Raw genomic sequence first — 16,429 nt, 5'->3', positions numbered from 1 at the left:
GAATAAGACAAGGGCATTAATAATATAGTCAACGCATCAAAGCCAAGATAAAGCAGTTGTTTACGCACAAATAGCCGAAAAGTCGATGTTTTGGTGACGCAAATTAAATGCAGTATCTATGATTACCGTCAGCTTACGCGCTACGCTTAAGTAAGGGAATTACATCCTAAAACCTACGAACTTAGTATGAGTTACGATAGGCAAAGTTGTATGCTTTATACGATATTTAAAGCCTGCATGATTTTGCAGCCATCACTAGAGAGTGTCTCATCACACCATTTTGCTATGGTACGGAAAGTTTGGAGTATTCGGTATTTGCCATTATATAAAACTACGATAGCGAAAGGTAAGTAGATAGCGTTCCACTGATGGCGCTTGATAGTGCACGGATTAAATGCCTGTGCTTAGCGAGCTACTATTTATCAGTTCTAGATGCACTAACAATATTTTTTATTCCGCACAACTGCATTCAGATTAATTAAAAGATCAACTAGCATAATGAGTATTCAGTATCTGTATTAGCATCCGGCGCCAGCATTAAGATAGATGCCCCACTGTTAGCTCATGGACAAATAATGTCCATGAGCCATTTAGCAAACAACAAGCATTTTCAAAAAACTCTTGAACATGATGTCGTGCATCATGCAATGAGCCCGTATGTCGCGGGCTGATTTAATCACATATTGCTTGAAGCTGTAAATGAAAGCTTGATTAGCGTGATATTCCATTAGCGGCATATGATTCGCATAACATTGTCTACGTTTTCTAAAACTTGCGTTACTTGTGCCGCGGACAGAAAAAATTTTATTGGCGGCTGGCTATTACAACAATGGGATGCCAGGAGATGCTGGATATATTTCCGCATATCATTAATTTTGAATCGATGATGTTATTTACACAACGTTCCAGCATCTCTGTAAGAGAGGGAGTGTGTATGGTTACGGTAAGAAGTGCACATTTAAACCCGTCAGGCAAATTTGTCGTGGACGACTGGGTGGTCGGTTTTGGCCTTGCTAATCCGCAATCAAGTGAACAGCTGACTACCACTTTGCGCTACTGCGAGCAGCAATGCAAAGACCGTCAAGATGCTACCTTGCTGCTACGGCGCGGTATTGAAATGGTAGAAATTCTGTCCATGATCAGTATGGATAACGATAGTCTGAGTGCTGCACTATTGTTCCCGCTTGCGGATATTGGCGTAGTAGAAGAGACAATGCTAGAGGCATCATTCGGCAAAAGCATCGTTAAATTAGTACGTGGTGTGCGCGATATGAATGCTGGCCGCCGATTAAAAACAACCCATAATGATTCTATGGCTCAAGATCAGGTAGATAATTTACGACGCATGCTGCTAGCTATCGTCGAGGATTTTCGCTGTGTGGTTATAAAGCTCGCCGAACGTATCGCCTATTTACGAGAGATAAAAGATGCGCCAGAAAACGAGCGAGTGCTAGCGGCAACAGAAAGCGCTAATATTTATGCCCCGCTCGCTAATCGCATCGGTATTGGCCAGATTAAGTGGGAATTAGAAGATTTTTGTTTCCGCTACCTACATCCTAATGAATACAAGCGTATCGCTAAGCTGTTGCACGAGCGTCGTATCGACCGCGAACAATATATCGAGTATTTTGTCTCTTCCTTACGTAATACTCTGCAGAAAGAAGGAGTTAAGGCCGAGATCTACGGACGGCCTAAACATATTTATAGTATATGGAGAAAAATGCAGAATAAAGCATTAAAATTTTATGAGTTATTCGATGTACGAGCAGTTCGCGTGGTCGTAGAGAATTTGCAGGACTGCTATACCGCGCTCGGAATTGTGCATATGAAATTTTGCCATTTGCCAGATGAATTTGACGATTACGTCGCAAACCCTAAGTCAAACGGATATCAATCGATCCATACTGTGATATTTGGCCCAAGCGGCAAAACTATGGAAATACAAATTCGCACGCGCCAAATGCATGAATATGCCGAGCTGGGGGTTGCCGCACACTGGAAATATAAAGAGGGGGATACCACTCTAGCCGATATCCGATCTGTTTATAAACAGCGCATTGCCTGGCTGCGACGACTTATTGCTTAAAAGTAAGATATGTTGCATGTTGGCAAAATGATCGACGAAGTACCCCTACAGGTATTTGACCATCGCATATATGTTTCACTGCTAAAAGAGACGTTGTAGATCTAATCCCTAGCTTTACACTACTGAGGTTTGCCTACCATATTCATAAGAAAGTAAGCTACTGCTGCATATATATGCCAAAAATTAGCGGAATATCATTCCGCTTCACTTATCAATTCTGGATGGGAGATTAAGTTAAAATAATCACTAACAATAACCTTACACTAGCCCTGATTAGCTGACTACCAACTTGGTTTATGTCATAACCAACCACGTGCATTTTAAAATTTATCACTTATTTCGCAAGCAGTATAGGGATAAATACATAGCTACCGGGTACCAACTGCTAGAAGATGAGCTAAAATATTTGGCATTAATTTGTGCGAGACAAAAATAGTGCTATTACCGTGTTACAATGTTCAGGCAGTTAATGAATAACTGTTGGCGGCTATTAGTAGCGTCGACGTACGAATTAATCAGATTCGTCAATTACTTGCAGAGAAAGATACATAACCTTATGTTCGGAAGAGGAATGTAAGCTGGTGGTACATTGCCAGCTTCCTCAGAAAATACCGTTTTGCCCATGCAACCGAGGTAACTACCGGGTATTATGGATTTAAAGGTAGTCAACCTAATAAACCATATCGCTAGCTGCTGCTATCTGATACCAGAGAAGGGAGGATATGTCATCGGTTTTATCACCCAACGACGCCGCATTTCCATCCATCGCGATGATTGCGAACATTTAGCAGAGATCTACAGGATAAATGCGCCGTAACGTATTACGGGCATCGTGTGGGAAGATAGTTACTTGTGAGCGGATATTCTCTAGTAATCATAATGACTGAAACAAGCCGCTTAGTACTATTTCGCAAGTATATTGACCATTCTCGCTAAAGAGAAGCTCAATATGCTCGGTGTTGTCAGCCGACACAATGTAAAAAAACTGGCCTCGATTGATATAGAGATCGAAATATATAACCAGCAGGTGCTGAGGCAGGTGTTATTAAAACTAAATAAATTGCCGGAAATCATTGATGCGCGGCAACTACACATTAACTAACTTATCAAATGATACGTTAAGGTATGTTCTATAGATAGAAGAACATTCTTCTATAGTAGAGGTTGTTGTATTAGCTAGTTTATAATCACCTTTGTACACTGCACCCGGTGATTTGTTTTCGCCACTTTCAATAAGAAAACCACAACTTCTAACGCTACTTTTTTCATGTTAAAGCGATGACTAAAGAACAAAAGATTACACGGCTTACGCCACCAAACTAACCTGTAATTACGCAGCAAAAAAAGGATTAGCACCCGATGCTATGTTACGTTGAAATAAATAACAAATTTATTTGTTATAAAATTATTATTGAACAGTTTTCAACTGTCACATAGTAATAAGTGAGCGCATATTTGTGTCGCAATAAGGTTTAGTATATACTTTCTCCTTGTCTTGGTGATTCCGTCTTTACACCTAATTTTCAGGTTTAACATGACAACAAACTATATTTTTGTAACCGGTGGAGTTGTCTCTTCTTTAGGTAAAGGCATTGCCGCAGCTTCTCTGGCTGCTATTCTAGAAGCTAGAGGCCTTAACGTTACAATCATGAAGCTGGACCCTTACATCAATGTAGATCCGGGTACCATTAGTCCTATACAACACGGCGAGGTTTTTGTGACCGAAGACGGCGCTGAAACGGATCTAGACTTGGGGCATTATGAGCGTTTTATACGTACTAAAATGTCACATTATAACAACTTTACCGCCGGTAGCGTCTATGCAGACGTGCTACGCAAAGAGCGTCGAGGAGATTATTTAGGAGCTACTATTCAGGTAATTCCCCATATCACTAACTCCATTAAGGAGCGTATTATCGAATGCGGTGCAGGACATGATGTGGTGCTAGTGGAAATTGGCGGTACGGTTGGAGATATAGAATCATTACCGTTTCTGGAATCTATTCGCCAAATGGCGGTGGAAATAGGACGTAAGCACATCATCTACATGCACTTAACCCTATTACCATATATAGCGATGTCGGGTGAAGTAAAAACAAAACCGACCCAGCATTCGGTGAAAGAGCTGCTATCTATTGGTATCCAGCCTGATGTGTTGATATGCCGTTCTGATCGGACAGTACCCCAAAATGAGCGAGAGAAAATTGCTTTATTCTGCAACTTGCCGGGAAAAGCAGTTTTTTCGCTTAAAGACGTTGACTCAATTTATAAAATCCCGATGCTATTGAAATCTCAAGGGATGGACGATTATATTAGCACATTATTCAATTTCAACTGTCCCGAGGCAGATTTGTCAGAATGGGAACAAGTAATTTACCAACTGTCTAACCCGGTCGGTGAAGTAACCATTGGCATGATCGGCAAATATATCGAGTTACCTGATGCCTATAAGTCGGTTATAGAGGCTCTGAAACACGCTGGAATGCAAAATCGCCTAATGGTAAATATCCGTTTGATCGATTCTCAGGATGTAAAAACTAGGGGTGTGAAAATATTAAAAGATTTGAACGCTATCCTTATTCCAGGTGGCTTTGGTTATCGCGGAGTAGAAGGTAAGGTTTTAGCCGCGCAATACGCACGCGAGCAAAAGATACCATATCTAGGAATCTGCCTGGGCATGCAGGTAGCTTTAATTGAATTTGCTCGCCATGTGGTGGGGATGCAAGATGCCAACTCTACTGAATTTGTGCCAAAGTGTAAGTATCCGGTGGTAGCGCTTATTACCGAATGGTGTAGTAAGAGCGGCAATATTGAAATACGTAGCGAGCAAAGCAATCTAGGCGGCACCATGCGCCTCGGAAGTCAGTCCTGCTATCTAGAGGAAGGCAGCTTAGCGCGGACATTATACGGAGAGGCCATCGTTATAGAACGACACCGCCATCGTTATGAAGTAAATAAGATGATGTTAAAACATCTAGAGATCGCCGGTCTACGTGTCGCCGGTTGGTCAGTAGACAATAATAAGTTAGTGGAAATTATTGAATACCCGGATCATCCATGGTTTGTCGCTAGCCAGTTCCACCCGGAGTTCACTTCAACGCCTCGTGATGGTCATCCATTATTCACGGGATTTATCAAAGCTGCGAACGTTTATAAAAAACAAACTCAGAAGTAAACAAGCAATAGAGTCAAAATGCTATATGGGTTTGCGGGCCTACAGAAATTGTGTTTTAACTTGTACTAAGGAAATAAAAAATGTCTAAAATTGTAAAAATTATTGGCCGTGAAATCATCGATTCACGCGGCAATCCAACGGTAGAAGCAGAAATACACCTGGAAAGTGGTTTCGTTGGGATGGCTGCCGCGCCATCTGGCGCCTCTACTGGTTCACGTGAAGCGCTCGAGCTGCGCGACGGGGACAAATCTCGTTTCCTGGGTAAAGGCGTCACCAAAGCGGTGGGGGCTGTGAACTATCCTATCGCTCAAGCTATCACTGGTCAAGACGCCAAAGATCAAGCAGCGTTGGATAAAACCATGATTGATCTAGACGGTACCGAAAATAAATCCAAATTTGGTGCTAACGCCATTCTGGCTGTGTCTTTAGCTGCCGCCAAAGCTGCCGCCGCATACAAAGGCATGCCTTTGTATGCGCATATTGCTGAGTTGAATGGCACCTCCGGAAAATTTTCTATGCCCTTACCGATGATAAATATCATCAACGGCGGTAAACATGCTAATAACAACGTAGATATTCAGGAGTTCATGATTCAGCCGATCGGAGCGACAACCTTAAAAGAAGCGGTACGTATGGGTTCAGAAGTGTTCCACAACTTGGCAAAGGTTTTAAAAAGCAAAGGCATGAACACCGCTGTCGGTGACGAAGGCGGTTATGCACCAAATCTAGAATCCAACGCTGCTGCTTTTGCAATTATCAAAGAAGCGGTCGAACAATCTGATTACGTGCTTGGTCAGGACATCACTCTGGCTATAGACTGTGCGGCTTCTGAATTATTTGAAGAATCTACAGGCAATTACAACTTGAAAAGTGAAGGTATGATATTTACCTCACAGGAATTTACGCATTACCTAAAAGATCTGAGTCAACAGTATCCAATAGTTTCAATTGAAGATGGTCTGAACGAGTCAGACTGGGCTGGTTTTTCTTACCTAACAAAACTGCTGGGCAAAACAATCCAAGTGGTAGGCGACGATCTATTTGTCACCAATACCAAAATCTTAAAAAAAGGTATCGACCAGGGTATAGCTAACTCGATTCTGATTAAATTGAACCAGATTGGTTCGCTGACTGAAACGCTGGCGGCGATAAATATGGCTAAGGATGCCGGTTATACAACCATCATTTCCCACCGTTCCGGAGAAACTGAAGACGCAACGATTGCAGACCTAGCAGTAGGAACCTCTGCTGGTCAGATCAAAACCGGCTCTATGAGCCGCTCCGATCGCGTTGCAAAATACAACCAGCTTCTTCGTATCGAAGAAGCCCTAGGTGATCGCGCGCAATTTAACGGTCTAAGTGAAGTAAAAAACCAGGTGTAAAATCAGCATCGACTCTAATGCGCTGTTTAGCCTACCTTTTAGTAATCCTGAAAACGTTCTAGTCAGAACCGATAGTTTTTTATTCATAATGAAGATAAACTGCTAGCAATTTTGGGTGGACTGACAATATATAGCTTTATTCTATATAACTCGTTTAATAAACTTATTCCTAACTACCCAGGAATAAGGGGCTACTTATTTAATGAACAGTGATCTTTATTTATCTGTATGAGTGTCCTGCGAAATGCAAGATGAGGCAGATCAGGTAGTTTTTAAGTAGCTATACGGCTAAGGATCGCTGATATTAGCCCTTACCAGTATCACTTAGTGCCGCGATATCGGAATAATAATCGCAAAACAGTAGTGAACTGCCATGAAGGTTATGATAACCGACTTTTATATCTGTGATCTACGCTTTTGAATAACACAGCGTAGGCACTTTTGCATACTCAGCGATTAGCCGCTAAACGACACAGTAACGTACTGTACGCATAACATGCTAATATTATAATTGCATTAATAATTTATCTTAAATAAACTGCATTGCAGGGTAAAAATATCTGCAATTGCAACAGCATTAAATAAATTTAACTGTCTTTTGACTTACAGCAGTAGTTATGACAGCATAAGCATCTTCTTTAACGTTGACAACCTGTAGGTTCAGTGTGAACAGAGGAAATAATTATTAATGTCATATATCGTTCTGTCTCTACCGAGAGAGAACAAATTTATCGTTTGCCCGTAATTTGGTCACCAGTGCTTTTATTTGATACTAGGCATCCTGAGTATTAATGCAAGCAAAGGTGTGCTGGACTAGATCTAACGCTAAAGTTTTAACATCTTGTTGGGGTATAGATCATTTGGTCGTAGCGATTAACAAGATTAATCTAGTATCTTTTAACAACAGTTATTCGAGAGTATCCGCCAAGATTGTCTTTGCTTCATAAATTTACTTGCGTGATGTTATTGGCGCTGTAAGGCGATAAAAGTGGTCACTACAGCTTCTTCTGAACATACTTTCTAACAAATATATGCCGTGATCACGTTTTTTATGTGCTAAAATAACATAGCAGTAATTAACCTGAGTAAGAAACAACCGATGCGCTTACCAGCGCAATATTTAAACTAATCTAAAATTCTCGTAGCTAGTCGGTAACATGGCGACAGGATTAGAGAATAAAAATTCTGTTTTCCAGTCTGATTTTATCGCTATTAATTTAGGAAGTCGACTGATAAATACCAGCAAAAACGCTACTAACGGTATAAAACACTCAGATCAATCTAGTTTAGATTACCGGATACCAGCTAGTGATGAGGTCAGGCTTAATTAATAAAGACTACACGAGCACTCTAACACCAACGGCTTTGTGCGCTAACTGTTGCAAGACGTCTATCGTAAACTACGATGGCACATACGATGAATTTAATTTTGTACTGACATCTATTCAGCACGGTCACTGCCTCTATTGAGGAGCGAGCTATTTTCTGGATAGGTAAATAGTAATCGATAAACTAGGAAATTTGTTTGAGTTATCAAACAAAAACCACTGTGTACTACATTAATTTTTAAAATATCAAGATATAAAATAAACATCAAGGCGCGGTGCTGTGGTGTATCGGTCTTGTATGTTTCTACAAATTCATTCGTAAAAAATAGGAATAGCAAGTGCCACATTAGCTTGCATGAGCACCCATTATTAAACAGCAATAATAGGTCTAAAAAACAGTTTTGCCATGATCTGAAAATCAGCAATGGTAAAAGATGTGAAAATATCCGCTCGAATGGGCTAGGTAACACGGCTGGTATTGAATATTAATCTTATTCTGCTTACCACTTTAATTGCGTCAAAGCAGCAGCGGTGTACGATATGAAACCTACCTTTTGTTTACTTTATCATATCATGCCTCTATAACGCTGTTGGTTGCTTGCATTATACATAATTTAACGCTATTCATCAAAAGTCGGCGCTGAATCGAGTGGTAAATTTACTATCATCGTTAAAGTTAACTTTTATTGATTTGATTTTTAGTTGCACCTATCCTGCAATTTAGCGTTAAATTCCTTGTTTTCTTGTTTTCTTGTTTTCTTATTTCCTTGTTTTAGAGGTAGTTGTTTTATAATGCTATCTGTCTATGTGCATATTACTAGCAACATAGTATAGAATACGACGAGGTCGTGAATTATATTTAACGGCACTGATTTATCTATGGTTTTGCCTATTTTGGCTATAGCATCTATCAACTATCTTTTAGAAAGGCAAGATATTAGGCATTTTATCAGAAAAAATTATCTGCACTGCAAGCAAATGCAGATTTGCAGAGACATTTATCCGATATTATGAAGTTAAAACGCACAATTATGATATAATAGTGTGATAAAAATTAAATGTTAAAATGAATAAACTTACGTTATTATTAGTAATATTACTCAGTTGGCTACAGTATTCGCTATGGTTAGGTAAAAACGGTATGCAAGATTTAGTGCGCATCAAGAGCGATGTTGCGGCAAAAGAAATGAACAACTCGCAACTCAAAGCGAGGAACTCTCAACTTTTTACCGAAATTGATGATTTAATCTATGGGCAAGAAGCTATTGAGGAACGTTCACGCAATGAGCTTGGTATGATTAAGACGGGTGAAACATTTTATCGCCTAGTACCGGAACAGAGAAAACAAATACCAGCCACGCAATAAGTCAATAATGACATTATTCGTAGAACCTGTTTCTGACGTTATCGCCATATTACCGGCAGCTGGAATTGGCAGACGCATGCAAACTACTTTACCCAAACAATACCTCACTATCGGTGATAAAACTATTCTTGAGCACGCTATCGGCGTGCTACTGCGACAATTTTGCATCCGCGAGGCCATCGTGGCAATCAGTCCGACGGATCGTTGGTATCACCAATTACCGGTAGCAACCGATCCGCGAGTAAGCGTAGTCACCGGTGGATCAGAGCGCGTCGACTCAGTCATGGCTGCTATGCGTCACACACGCACAGCATCTTGGGTGTTAGTGCACGATGCCGTGCGTCCCTGTCTGCATCAAAATGATTTGCAACGCCTGCTAGCAATTAAGAATCATACAGATGTAGGTGGGTTACTGGCGTCGCCGGTGCGCGACACAATAAAACGCGCAATGACTAGTACGAGAATTATTGCAAGCACTGTCGAGCGCGAGGATTTATGGCATGCGTTTACGCCTCAGTTGTTTGCGCGAGAACTGCTTAGCAACTGTCTGAAACGGGCTATTGCAGAAGGTGCAGTAGTGACCGATGAAGCCTCGGCAATAGAATATTGTGGCTACGCACCGTTGTTGGTTCCGGGGCGAGCAGACAACATTAAAGTGACTTGCCCGGAAGATTTTGCGTTTGCTCGCTGCTTTTTGTCTCAATTTGCTAATATGGAGAATACATAAATATGCGTATCGGACACGGTTTTGACGTGCACAAGTTTGGCGGTGAAAACCCGCTGATTATTGGCGGTGTGCGCATCCCTTATCCGCAAGGCCTACTCGCACATTCTGATGGAGATATCGCTCTTCACGCGGCTACCGATGCTCTGCTAGGTGCAGCTGCGCTCGGTGATATCGGTAGTTTATTTCCTGATACCGATTCGGCCTATAAAGGTAAAAACAGCCGGCTACTATTGCGCGCAGCGTGGAAATTAATCACAGCTAAGGGTTATCGTCTGGGCAATCTAGATATCACACTTATATTTCAGGAGCCAAAGATAGCACTACATATTCCTCAAATGCGTATGCATATTGCTGAAGATCTTGGCTGCTGCTATATCGATGATATCAATATCAAGGCAACCACAACCGAACTGCTCGGCTTTATCGGCCGCGGCGAAGGTATCGCTTGTGAAGCGGTCGGGCTCCTGATCCGATAGAATATAATAAGATACACCGACTGTTCGGCAATAGTCTTAACTATTTTTTAAAAACCGCAACAACAAATATTTCGTGATACAAATAACTTCACTTCGAGTTCAATGGCTAAAAAGAGCATTTTGTCTAGAGATTTCCATAAAACCTAACGCAGAATACTGCACATTGGGTATGTACAAGCGAAGTTTTGCTGACATTTTCGCTTTTACAGTTAATAGTGGTTTTGTCTGTCTTACCGGCCTCACATGATTACCACTGCGAAGGAAGGGGCATGAGAACACTTAAACTAGCTGAGGCATGCTCTTCACAATGCCCCGACACGGGCTTAAGTTGAAAATTTAGCCTTCGTAAGGCGTAATCTATCTACCTATACTCTAGGTAAAATAAGCGTATTGTAAGTAAGTTAAGAATCGTCCGAATGGCTGCTGTAACTAGTGATACAGAAATATTTTTGCTAGTAGCAGAAAGCTTGATCATAAGGACAATAATCTAAAGATGGCTATGCTGCTCTCTGCAAATAATAAACTGCAATAAATAACAAACTGCAAAAGATCAGCAGCAAAACATACATTTGTACTTTCGCCACCAATTTAGTATTTATTAATTAATATGTTCGAATAGCATTTTGCGCAGTTACAAGGACGTAGTTTATACTGAAACTGCAATATTTTTCCTTAGCCTAAACTGAGGTGGCTAAATTTGTGGAAAATACGACGGAAGCTACTATTTGAGCCAATAGCGCTAATTTAGCTTTGTTGAAAGACAGGTTGCTGCTGAAAATTTTTGTAAGCCTTCTTACCGACAAATTATATCCTATACTAATTGGGGTAAGATTTTTATGCATTGATTTCTAGCCACTACCCTGTTTATATTGCTTATAAACACTTTCTGACAGAACAGTCATCATTATAATTTAACCTTAACGGTTAAGGGATTATCTTAACGTAGTCCACGCATTGACCAAGCAAGACGTACTTAATATGTAACTAAACTTAATTTACTTAACTCTATAAATTGCTGGTTTCACCACTATGATATTTCATGCCATTATTACTTGATATTTACGCTTTAACCTTTACTAATGCCACTGGCTAAAAGTATCGGGACAGGATAGTTTTACGTCTTTTACTCCTAGGGAGTTATGGTGCACATTATAATTTTGTTATTTATAAAATAAAGTCAACAAATACTATGCGCGTACTTTTAAGTAATGATGATGGCATTCATGCACCCGGCATTCAGCAACTTGCAGTCACGTTACGTCAGCTTGCCACCGTGCAAATCGTGGCGCCGGACCGTGACTGCAGCGGCTCGTCTAATTCTCTAACGCTGAATGCGCCGTTGCGCACACAAACTCAACTAAACGGCGATATAGCTATTCTATCCGGTACCCCTACTGATTGCGTCTATCTCGGCGTCAATGCTCTGATGAGTCCCAGACCAGATATTGTTGTATCGGGCATTAACGCCGGTCCAAATCTGGGCGATGACGTGATTTACTCCGGCACTGTTGCAGCCGCAATGGAAGGACGTCATTTGGGCTATCCAGCTCTAGCGGTGTCTCTAAATGGCAACCGTCACTTAGCCACCGCTGTCGACGTTACCTGGCGTCTTTTGTTGGCGATAATTAACACACCGCTGCGTACGGGAAAAATACTTAACATCAATGTTCCAGACCTACCACTATCGTCAATCAAAGGGTGCAAAGTGACCCGCTGTGGTAGCAGATATCCTGCCAGCAAAGTAATTCGCCAAAAAGATCCGCGCGGCCGGGAAATGCTGTGGATCGGACCTCCAGCTGGTTTCCTTGATGAAGGTCCTGGTACCGATTTTGAGGCAGTCAGTCAGGGATATGTCTCACTAACTCCTTTACAAGTAGATCTTACTGCTAACACGGCTATAACCGTGTTGAGCGACTGGCTTCGAAACACCAAGGGTCTCTCCACTACATATGGTAGCTAGCATACGCATGCAAACGATGCTAGCGCCGCTACATCGGCAACGTATTAGCTATATGGAGCGCTTGTTGCAGCAACATATGTAAGCGAGGCTGTACAAACTTTTTATCAACGCGGCATTAGAGCATATAGCCTGCGATAACTCCGCGCTGTTCATCTAACTAGATTTAACTATTTACACGAACCTATATCATGGCGCGTATGACTGAATTGCTAGCACTGCGTCCGGAATCTCGGGTGTTGAAATAGGTACTTGCTTTTGCTATCAGCCTGCTATTCTATCGCATTTGGTTAAGCACGTCTGTTCGTTAAATTGAATCAAAAAATTGTAGGGGTGGTAATATAAGTGCCGACTAAAATTGCTTGATCTACATAATATTCTTCTCCTACTAGCGACTGTGACTAGCTGGAAGTGTGATGGCCGTCGCGTGGGGCTGTGTTACGCGCTATTATCGTTAAAGCCATACTACCTTAATTCCCAACACACTGGTTAATATAGAGCTAAATTATAAGGGCGTGATTGTGTGTTACCTTTCGGCGAAAAGCAGCAACATGTAAACACGGGTAAACCGAAAGTACGGAGAACTTGTAGTTGATACCGTAGAAAAGTCTAATTTTATTACGCTTATGAAAGTATAACTAGCTTAATGCCTTAATATTTCTATAAAATGTATCTAATAAATTGATCTAGTGGTTGTTGCTAACATGAACGAAAATTCAACAATTATCACATAAATAGCTGAAAATATTTTATTACTGTAACCAATATCATTAAATGGATATATAACAACATAATGTTGAGCCTATGTAAAATGATAAATAACCTTGCTGCCATAGGAAAAAATTGAGCATGGTAAGCCAGAAGTGCACATGGTGTCGTATTGTAGTCTGTGCCATGGTGAGTATGGGGCTAGTGGGATGCTCTCAAAATAAAATTAGCGCACCGATAGGCAGTGTCATCGGAAGCCACAGTAGTCAAGATACCATATTTGGGAACGACAGGCGTCTTGACCAACCGCTTAGCGCGACCACTGTAAGTAAAAATGCTCAGGGTCAAATAAATATTTGGCCACAAGGAAATACCTTTTACAATCGGAAATATGACAATATTAAGAAAGGTTTTTATTTCGGCCCGACATATAAAGTAAAACGCGGTGATACATTGTTTTATATAGCCTGGATTACTGGAAATAACTATCAAGATTTAGCGCAAAAGAACAAGATTCCGAAACCTTACATCCTAAATGTAGGTCAAACTTTGCAGATTGAAAATAAAATGACGACGATCACCGTCAAGGATTCTTCGGGAACTAATCTAACATCTAACTCTAATCATGATAATAACAGCGTTGTGGTATTGCCCGCTCATACCTCTCATGCACAATTAATGAAATCGAACATTAATTCTAATAAAAACAATATTATTTCTCAAAAATCAAATAAAAATAATTTAAAAAAAAATTTACCATCGTCTAATGGCACAATGTTGTCAACCGAATGTAATGATGTTACTACAACCGATCGGATTGTAGTAACCAGCACGGCAATAACTAAATGGTATTGGCCTACGAATGGAAAAATTATTGATCACTTTTCTGGTGCAGAAGGCGGCAATAAAGGGGTTGATATCTCCGGTTTCCGAGGACAGCCAATTTGGGCAGCGGCTAACGGCAGAGTAGTTTATGCCGGCAATGCCTTACGCGGGTACGGTAATTTGATCATTATTAAACATGATGATGATTACTTGAGTGCTTACGCCCACAACGATACTTTGTTAGTCCGAGCACAACAAAAAGTTAAAGCAGGACAAAAAATTGCTACCATGGGTAACTCAGGAACCAACACAACCAGATTGCATTTTGAAATTCGTCATAAGGGGAAATCCGTAAACCCGTTGCATTATCTTCCGCAGCAATAAATTTGTAAAATACCTCAACGTTTTGTTTTAGGATCACAAATGCAAAACGATATAATCTAAAATATATTAAAAGTAACAAGTTATATAAAATAGTTAAATACTGAAAATAGGGGTAAACTTTTTGACAAAAAGAATATAATTACATTATAGATAAGTACTTGTTGTTCTTAAAAGACATTCAAGCATGTTATGGATTAACATGGCGCGTCTTACAATATATCTAAAACTCTTAAACTATTATTGCTGTGTTCGGCGAGAACGTCAGCCACCAATTTACGGATGAATAAATCCAGAATTAAATAAACCGAAGACTTCCTGTTTATACTTTAATGACATCGTAGATGATGTATTTCAATGGATACTTTGTCTCCACATTTTTTTATGAGACGGCAAAAATAGCAATTAACTATCTACCACTATACTGCTATTTTTATCTTACCAGTCAACGATCTATCTTGACCTACGTGAATATTAGTTATAATGAAAGAGTTGTTTATGGCACGGGAAGTGCCAGAAGTGCGTTATAAACTTATTAACGAAGATACATTTCATTTAATGAAGCATTCAGCATCATGTTTATTAATTTGGTAAATACAACTAGTTGATAGCTAAGATAGTAGCTATTGCGATAAATACTAAAATATGACACAGATATGCAACTAAGTATTGCGCAATGATTTTTCATTACTAAGATCGTTACATAAGTTTAGCATAACAATGCTGTATTATTTTAGGATTTTATATTCTATTTAAAAGTTGTGTTATCCTTTTCTTAGTTGTGATTTCAATCTGTTATGAGGTTAATTGCAATAATTATTTAGCGAGTTTTTTACGCAGATAGTGATGATAGCATCGGCTAAATTCAGCAATAAATATGAGTAGAAAATAACACTTCCAAATTATATGAATGTTTTAGTTTATAGATAAAATTAAGAGGCATATATTGACATGGGTTGTGCTTACCTCACTATTGGCCATGAGGTATACTCGTAGTTACATTTATTCACACAGAACATTATATAAGTTTTAAAATGCTAAATCTACTAGGGTGCTCTTGTTTAATTAAACGCTTAGCTCTTTTACGAATGAAGGTAGTTATGTCTATTTGCTTATTGGTAGTATAAATTACTGTTGATTTAGTATACAATTCACTATGTATTCTTAACATTGTGCATACTTTTGCTAAAAGCATTTTTGTGTATTTTTATCACTTTTTTGGTATGACAGTAGAAAAGACGGATTAGCTGCAATAATTTTTGTCACTTTCTCCGCTTGGTTAGTTAGTTGCAATTCCCTATAAGCTTTTTCCATATGAGGAAGCGCCATATATGTCGCTTGCGTATCGGGGAAGTCACGTAGCATTTGCTCCACACGATTGACTACTGCAACATAAGCGCCACGTTTGACATAGTGCTTCACCACCGAAAGTTCATATTTGGCTAGTCTATTTTTTAGATAAACCAATCGATTAATTGCATTAGTGGCATACTGGCTTTCCGGATACTGACGCATCAGTTGCATAAAAGAACGAAATGCCTTTCTGGCATATTCAGAATTGCGAGAGGCATGGTCTACGCCAAACAATCCCTGTAATGGACTTTCGTCAAGCGCCATATAATTTAAGCCACGCATGTAGAGTACATAGTCAACGTTAGGATGGGTGGAGTTAAAGCGTAAAAAACGATCAATGTAGACTTGCGACATCAGCAGGTCAGCATATTTGTAATAAGCATAAATTAAGTTAAGTTGAATTTGTTGCCCTCCTGAACCAAACGGATAGAGATTATTAAGCTCCTCTAGCTCCTTGATGGCATCTTTGTAATTGCCATCCTGTAGCTTTTGCTGCGCAGAAGCATATGTTTTGGAAAAGCAAGTATTAGAAATAGCATATTTGTTAATAAAACAAACCGCCAAACCTAAGATCAGTTTGGCGATCGTTACTAGATATTGTATACGCATAATGACATTGTGCCTATCTTCATAGCATTGTTCCAGTAACATGATTCGTTTAGTTT

Annotated in this window: 9 protein-coding genes and 1 pseudogene; 9 read left to right on the top strand and 1 reads right to left on the bottom strand. The window is 40.0% G+C overall.

The window, feature by feature from the left end; genetic code table 11:
• Nucleotides 1-934 precede the first annotated feature (934 nt).
• The 9 genes and pseudogenes from relA to nlpD all read left to right on the top strand — a co-directional run bounded on the left by relA (nt 935) and on the right by nlpD (nt 14,414).
• Nucleotides 935-3,188 (top strand): annotated as a pseudogene (gene relA / locus HBA_RS02390) (GTP diphosphokinase).
• Between the two features lie 432 nt (nt 3,189-3,620).
• Entirely contained in the window at nt 3,621-5,261 is a 1,641-nt protein-coding gene (locus tag HBA_RS02385) for a CTP synthase (RefSeq protein WP_097032426.1), read from the top strand.
• Between the two features lie 80 nt (nt 5,262-5,341).
• Nucleotides 5,342-6,643: a phosphopyruvate hydratase gene (eno, locus tag HBA_RS02380; RefSeq protein ID WP_097032425.1), complete on the top strand. Its 1,302-nt coding sequence runs from the start codon at nt 5,342-5,344 to the stop codon at nt 6,641-6,643.
• Nucleotides 6,644-7,800: 1,157 nt separating this feature from the next.
• A complete protein-coding gene (locus HBA_RS03520) occupies nt 7,801-7,974 on the top strand; it encodes a hypothetical protein (protein WP_157774258.1) in 174 nt (57 codons plus the stop codon).
• A gap of 1,063 nt (nt 7,975-9,037) precedes the next feature.
• The gene (gene ftsB / locus HBA_RS02375) at nt 9,038-9,337 is read left to right on the top strand and encodes a cell division protein FtsB (protein ID WP_097032424.1); all 300 of its coding nucleotides are present in this window, start codon (nt 9,038-9,040) and stop codon (nt 9,335-9,337) included.
• Between the two features lie 7 nt (nt 9,338-9,344).
• The gene (gene ispD, locus HBA_RS02370) at nt 9,345-10,064 is read left to right on the top strand and encodes a 2-C-methyl-D-erythritol 4-phosphate cytidylyltransferase (RefSeq protein WP_097032423.1); all 720 of its coding nucleotides are present in this window, start codon (nt 9,345-9,347) and stop codon (nt 10,062-10,064) included.
• Nucleotides 10,065-10,066: 2 nt separating this feature from the next.
• A complete protein-coding gene (ispF, locus tag HBA_RS02365; RefSeq protein WP_097032422.1) occupies nt 10,067-10,540 on the top strand; it encodes a 2-C-methyl-D-erythritol 2,4-cyclodiphosphate synthase in 474 nt (157 codons plus the stop codon).
• A 1,189-nt stretch (nt 10,541-11,729) separates the two neighbouring features.
• Complete coding sequence (surE, locus tag HBA_RS02360; RefSeq protein ID WP_097032421.1) at nt 11,730-12,500, top strand: 5'/3'-nucleotidase SurE; 771 nt, start codon at nt 11,730-11,732, stop codon at nt 12,498-12,500.
• 846 nt (nt 12,501-13,346) lie between these two features.
• Entirely contained in the window at nt 13,347-14,414 is a 1,068-nt protein-coding gene (gene nlpD, locus HBA_RS02355; RefSeq protein ID WP_097032420.1) for a murein hydrolase activator NlpD, read from the top strand.
• Between the two features lie 1,182 nt (nt 14,415-15,596).
• On the opposite strand, the gene bamD is transcribed toward nlpD, so the two are convergent.
• Nucleotides 15,597-16,376, bottom strand: coding sequence for an outer membrane protein assembly factor BamD (bamD, locus tag HBA_RS02350; RefSeq protein WP_097032623.1), 780 nt, complete (start codon nt 16,374-16,376; stop codon nt 15,597-15,599).
• Nucleotides 16,377-16,429: the final 53 nt, after the last annotated feature.

This window comes from Sodalis endosymbiont of Henestaris halophilus (assembly GCF_900161835.1).
GTDB lineage: Bacteria > Pseudomonadota > Gammaproteobacteria > Enterobacterales > Enterobacteriaceae.
Note: the sequence above shows the minus strand (reverse complement) of the source record. Positions and strands in the feature narration are given on the sequence as shown.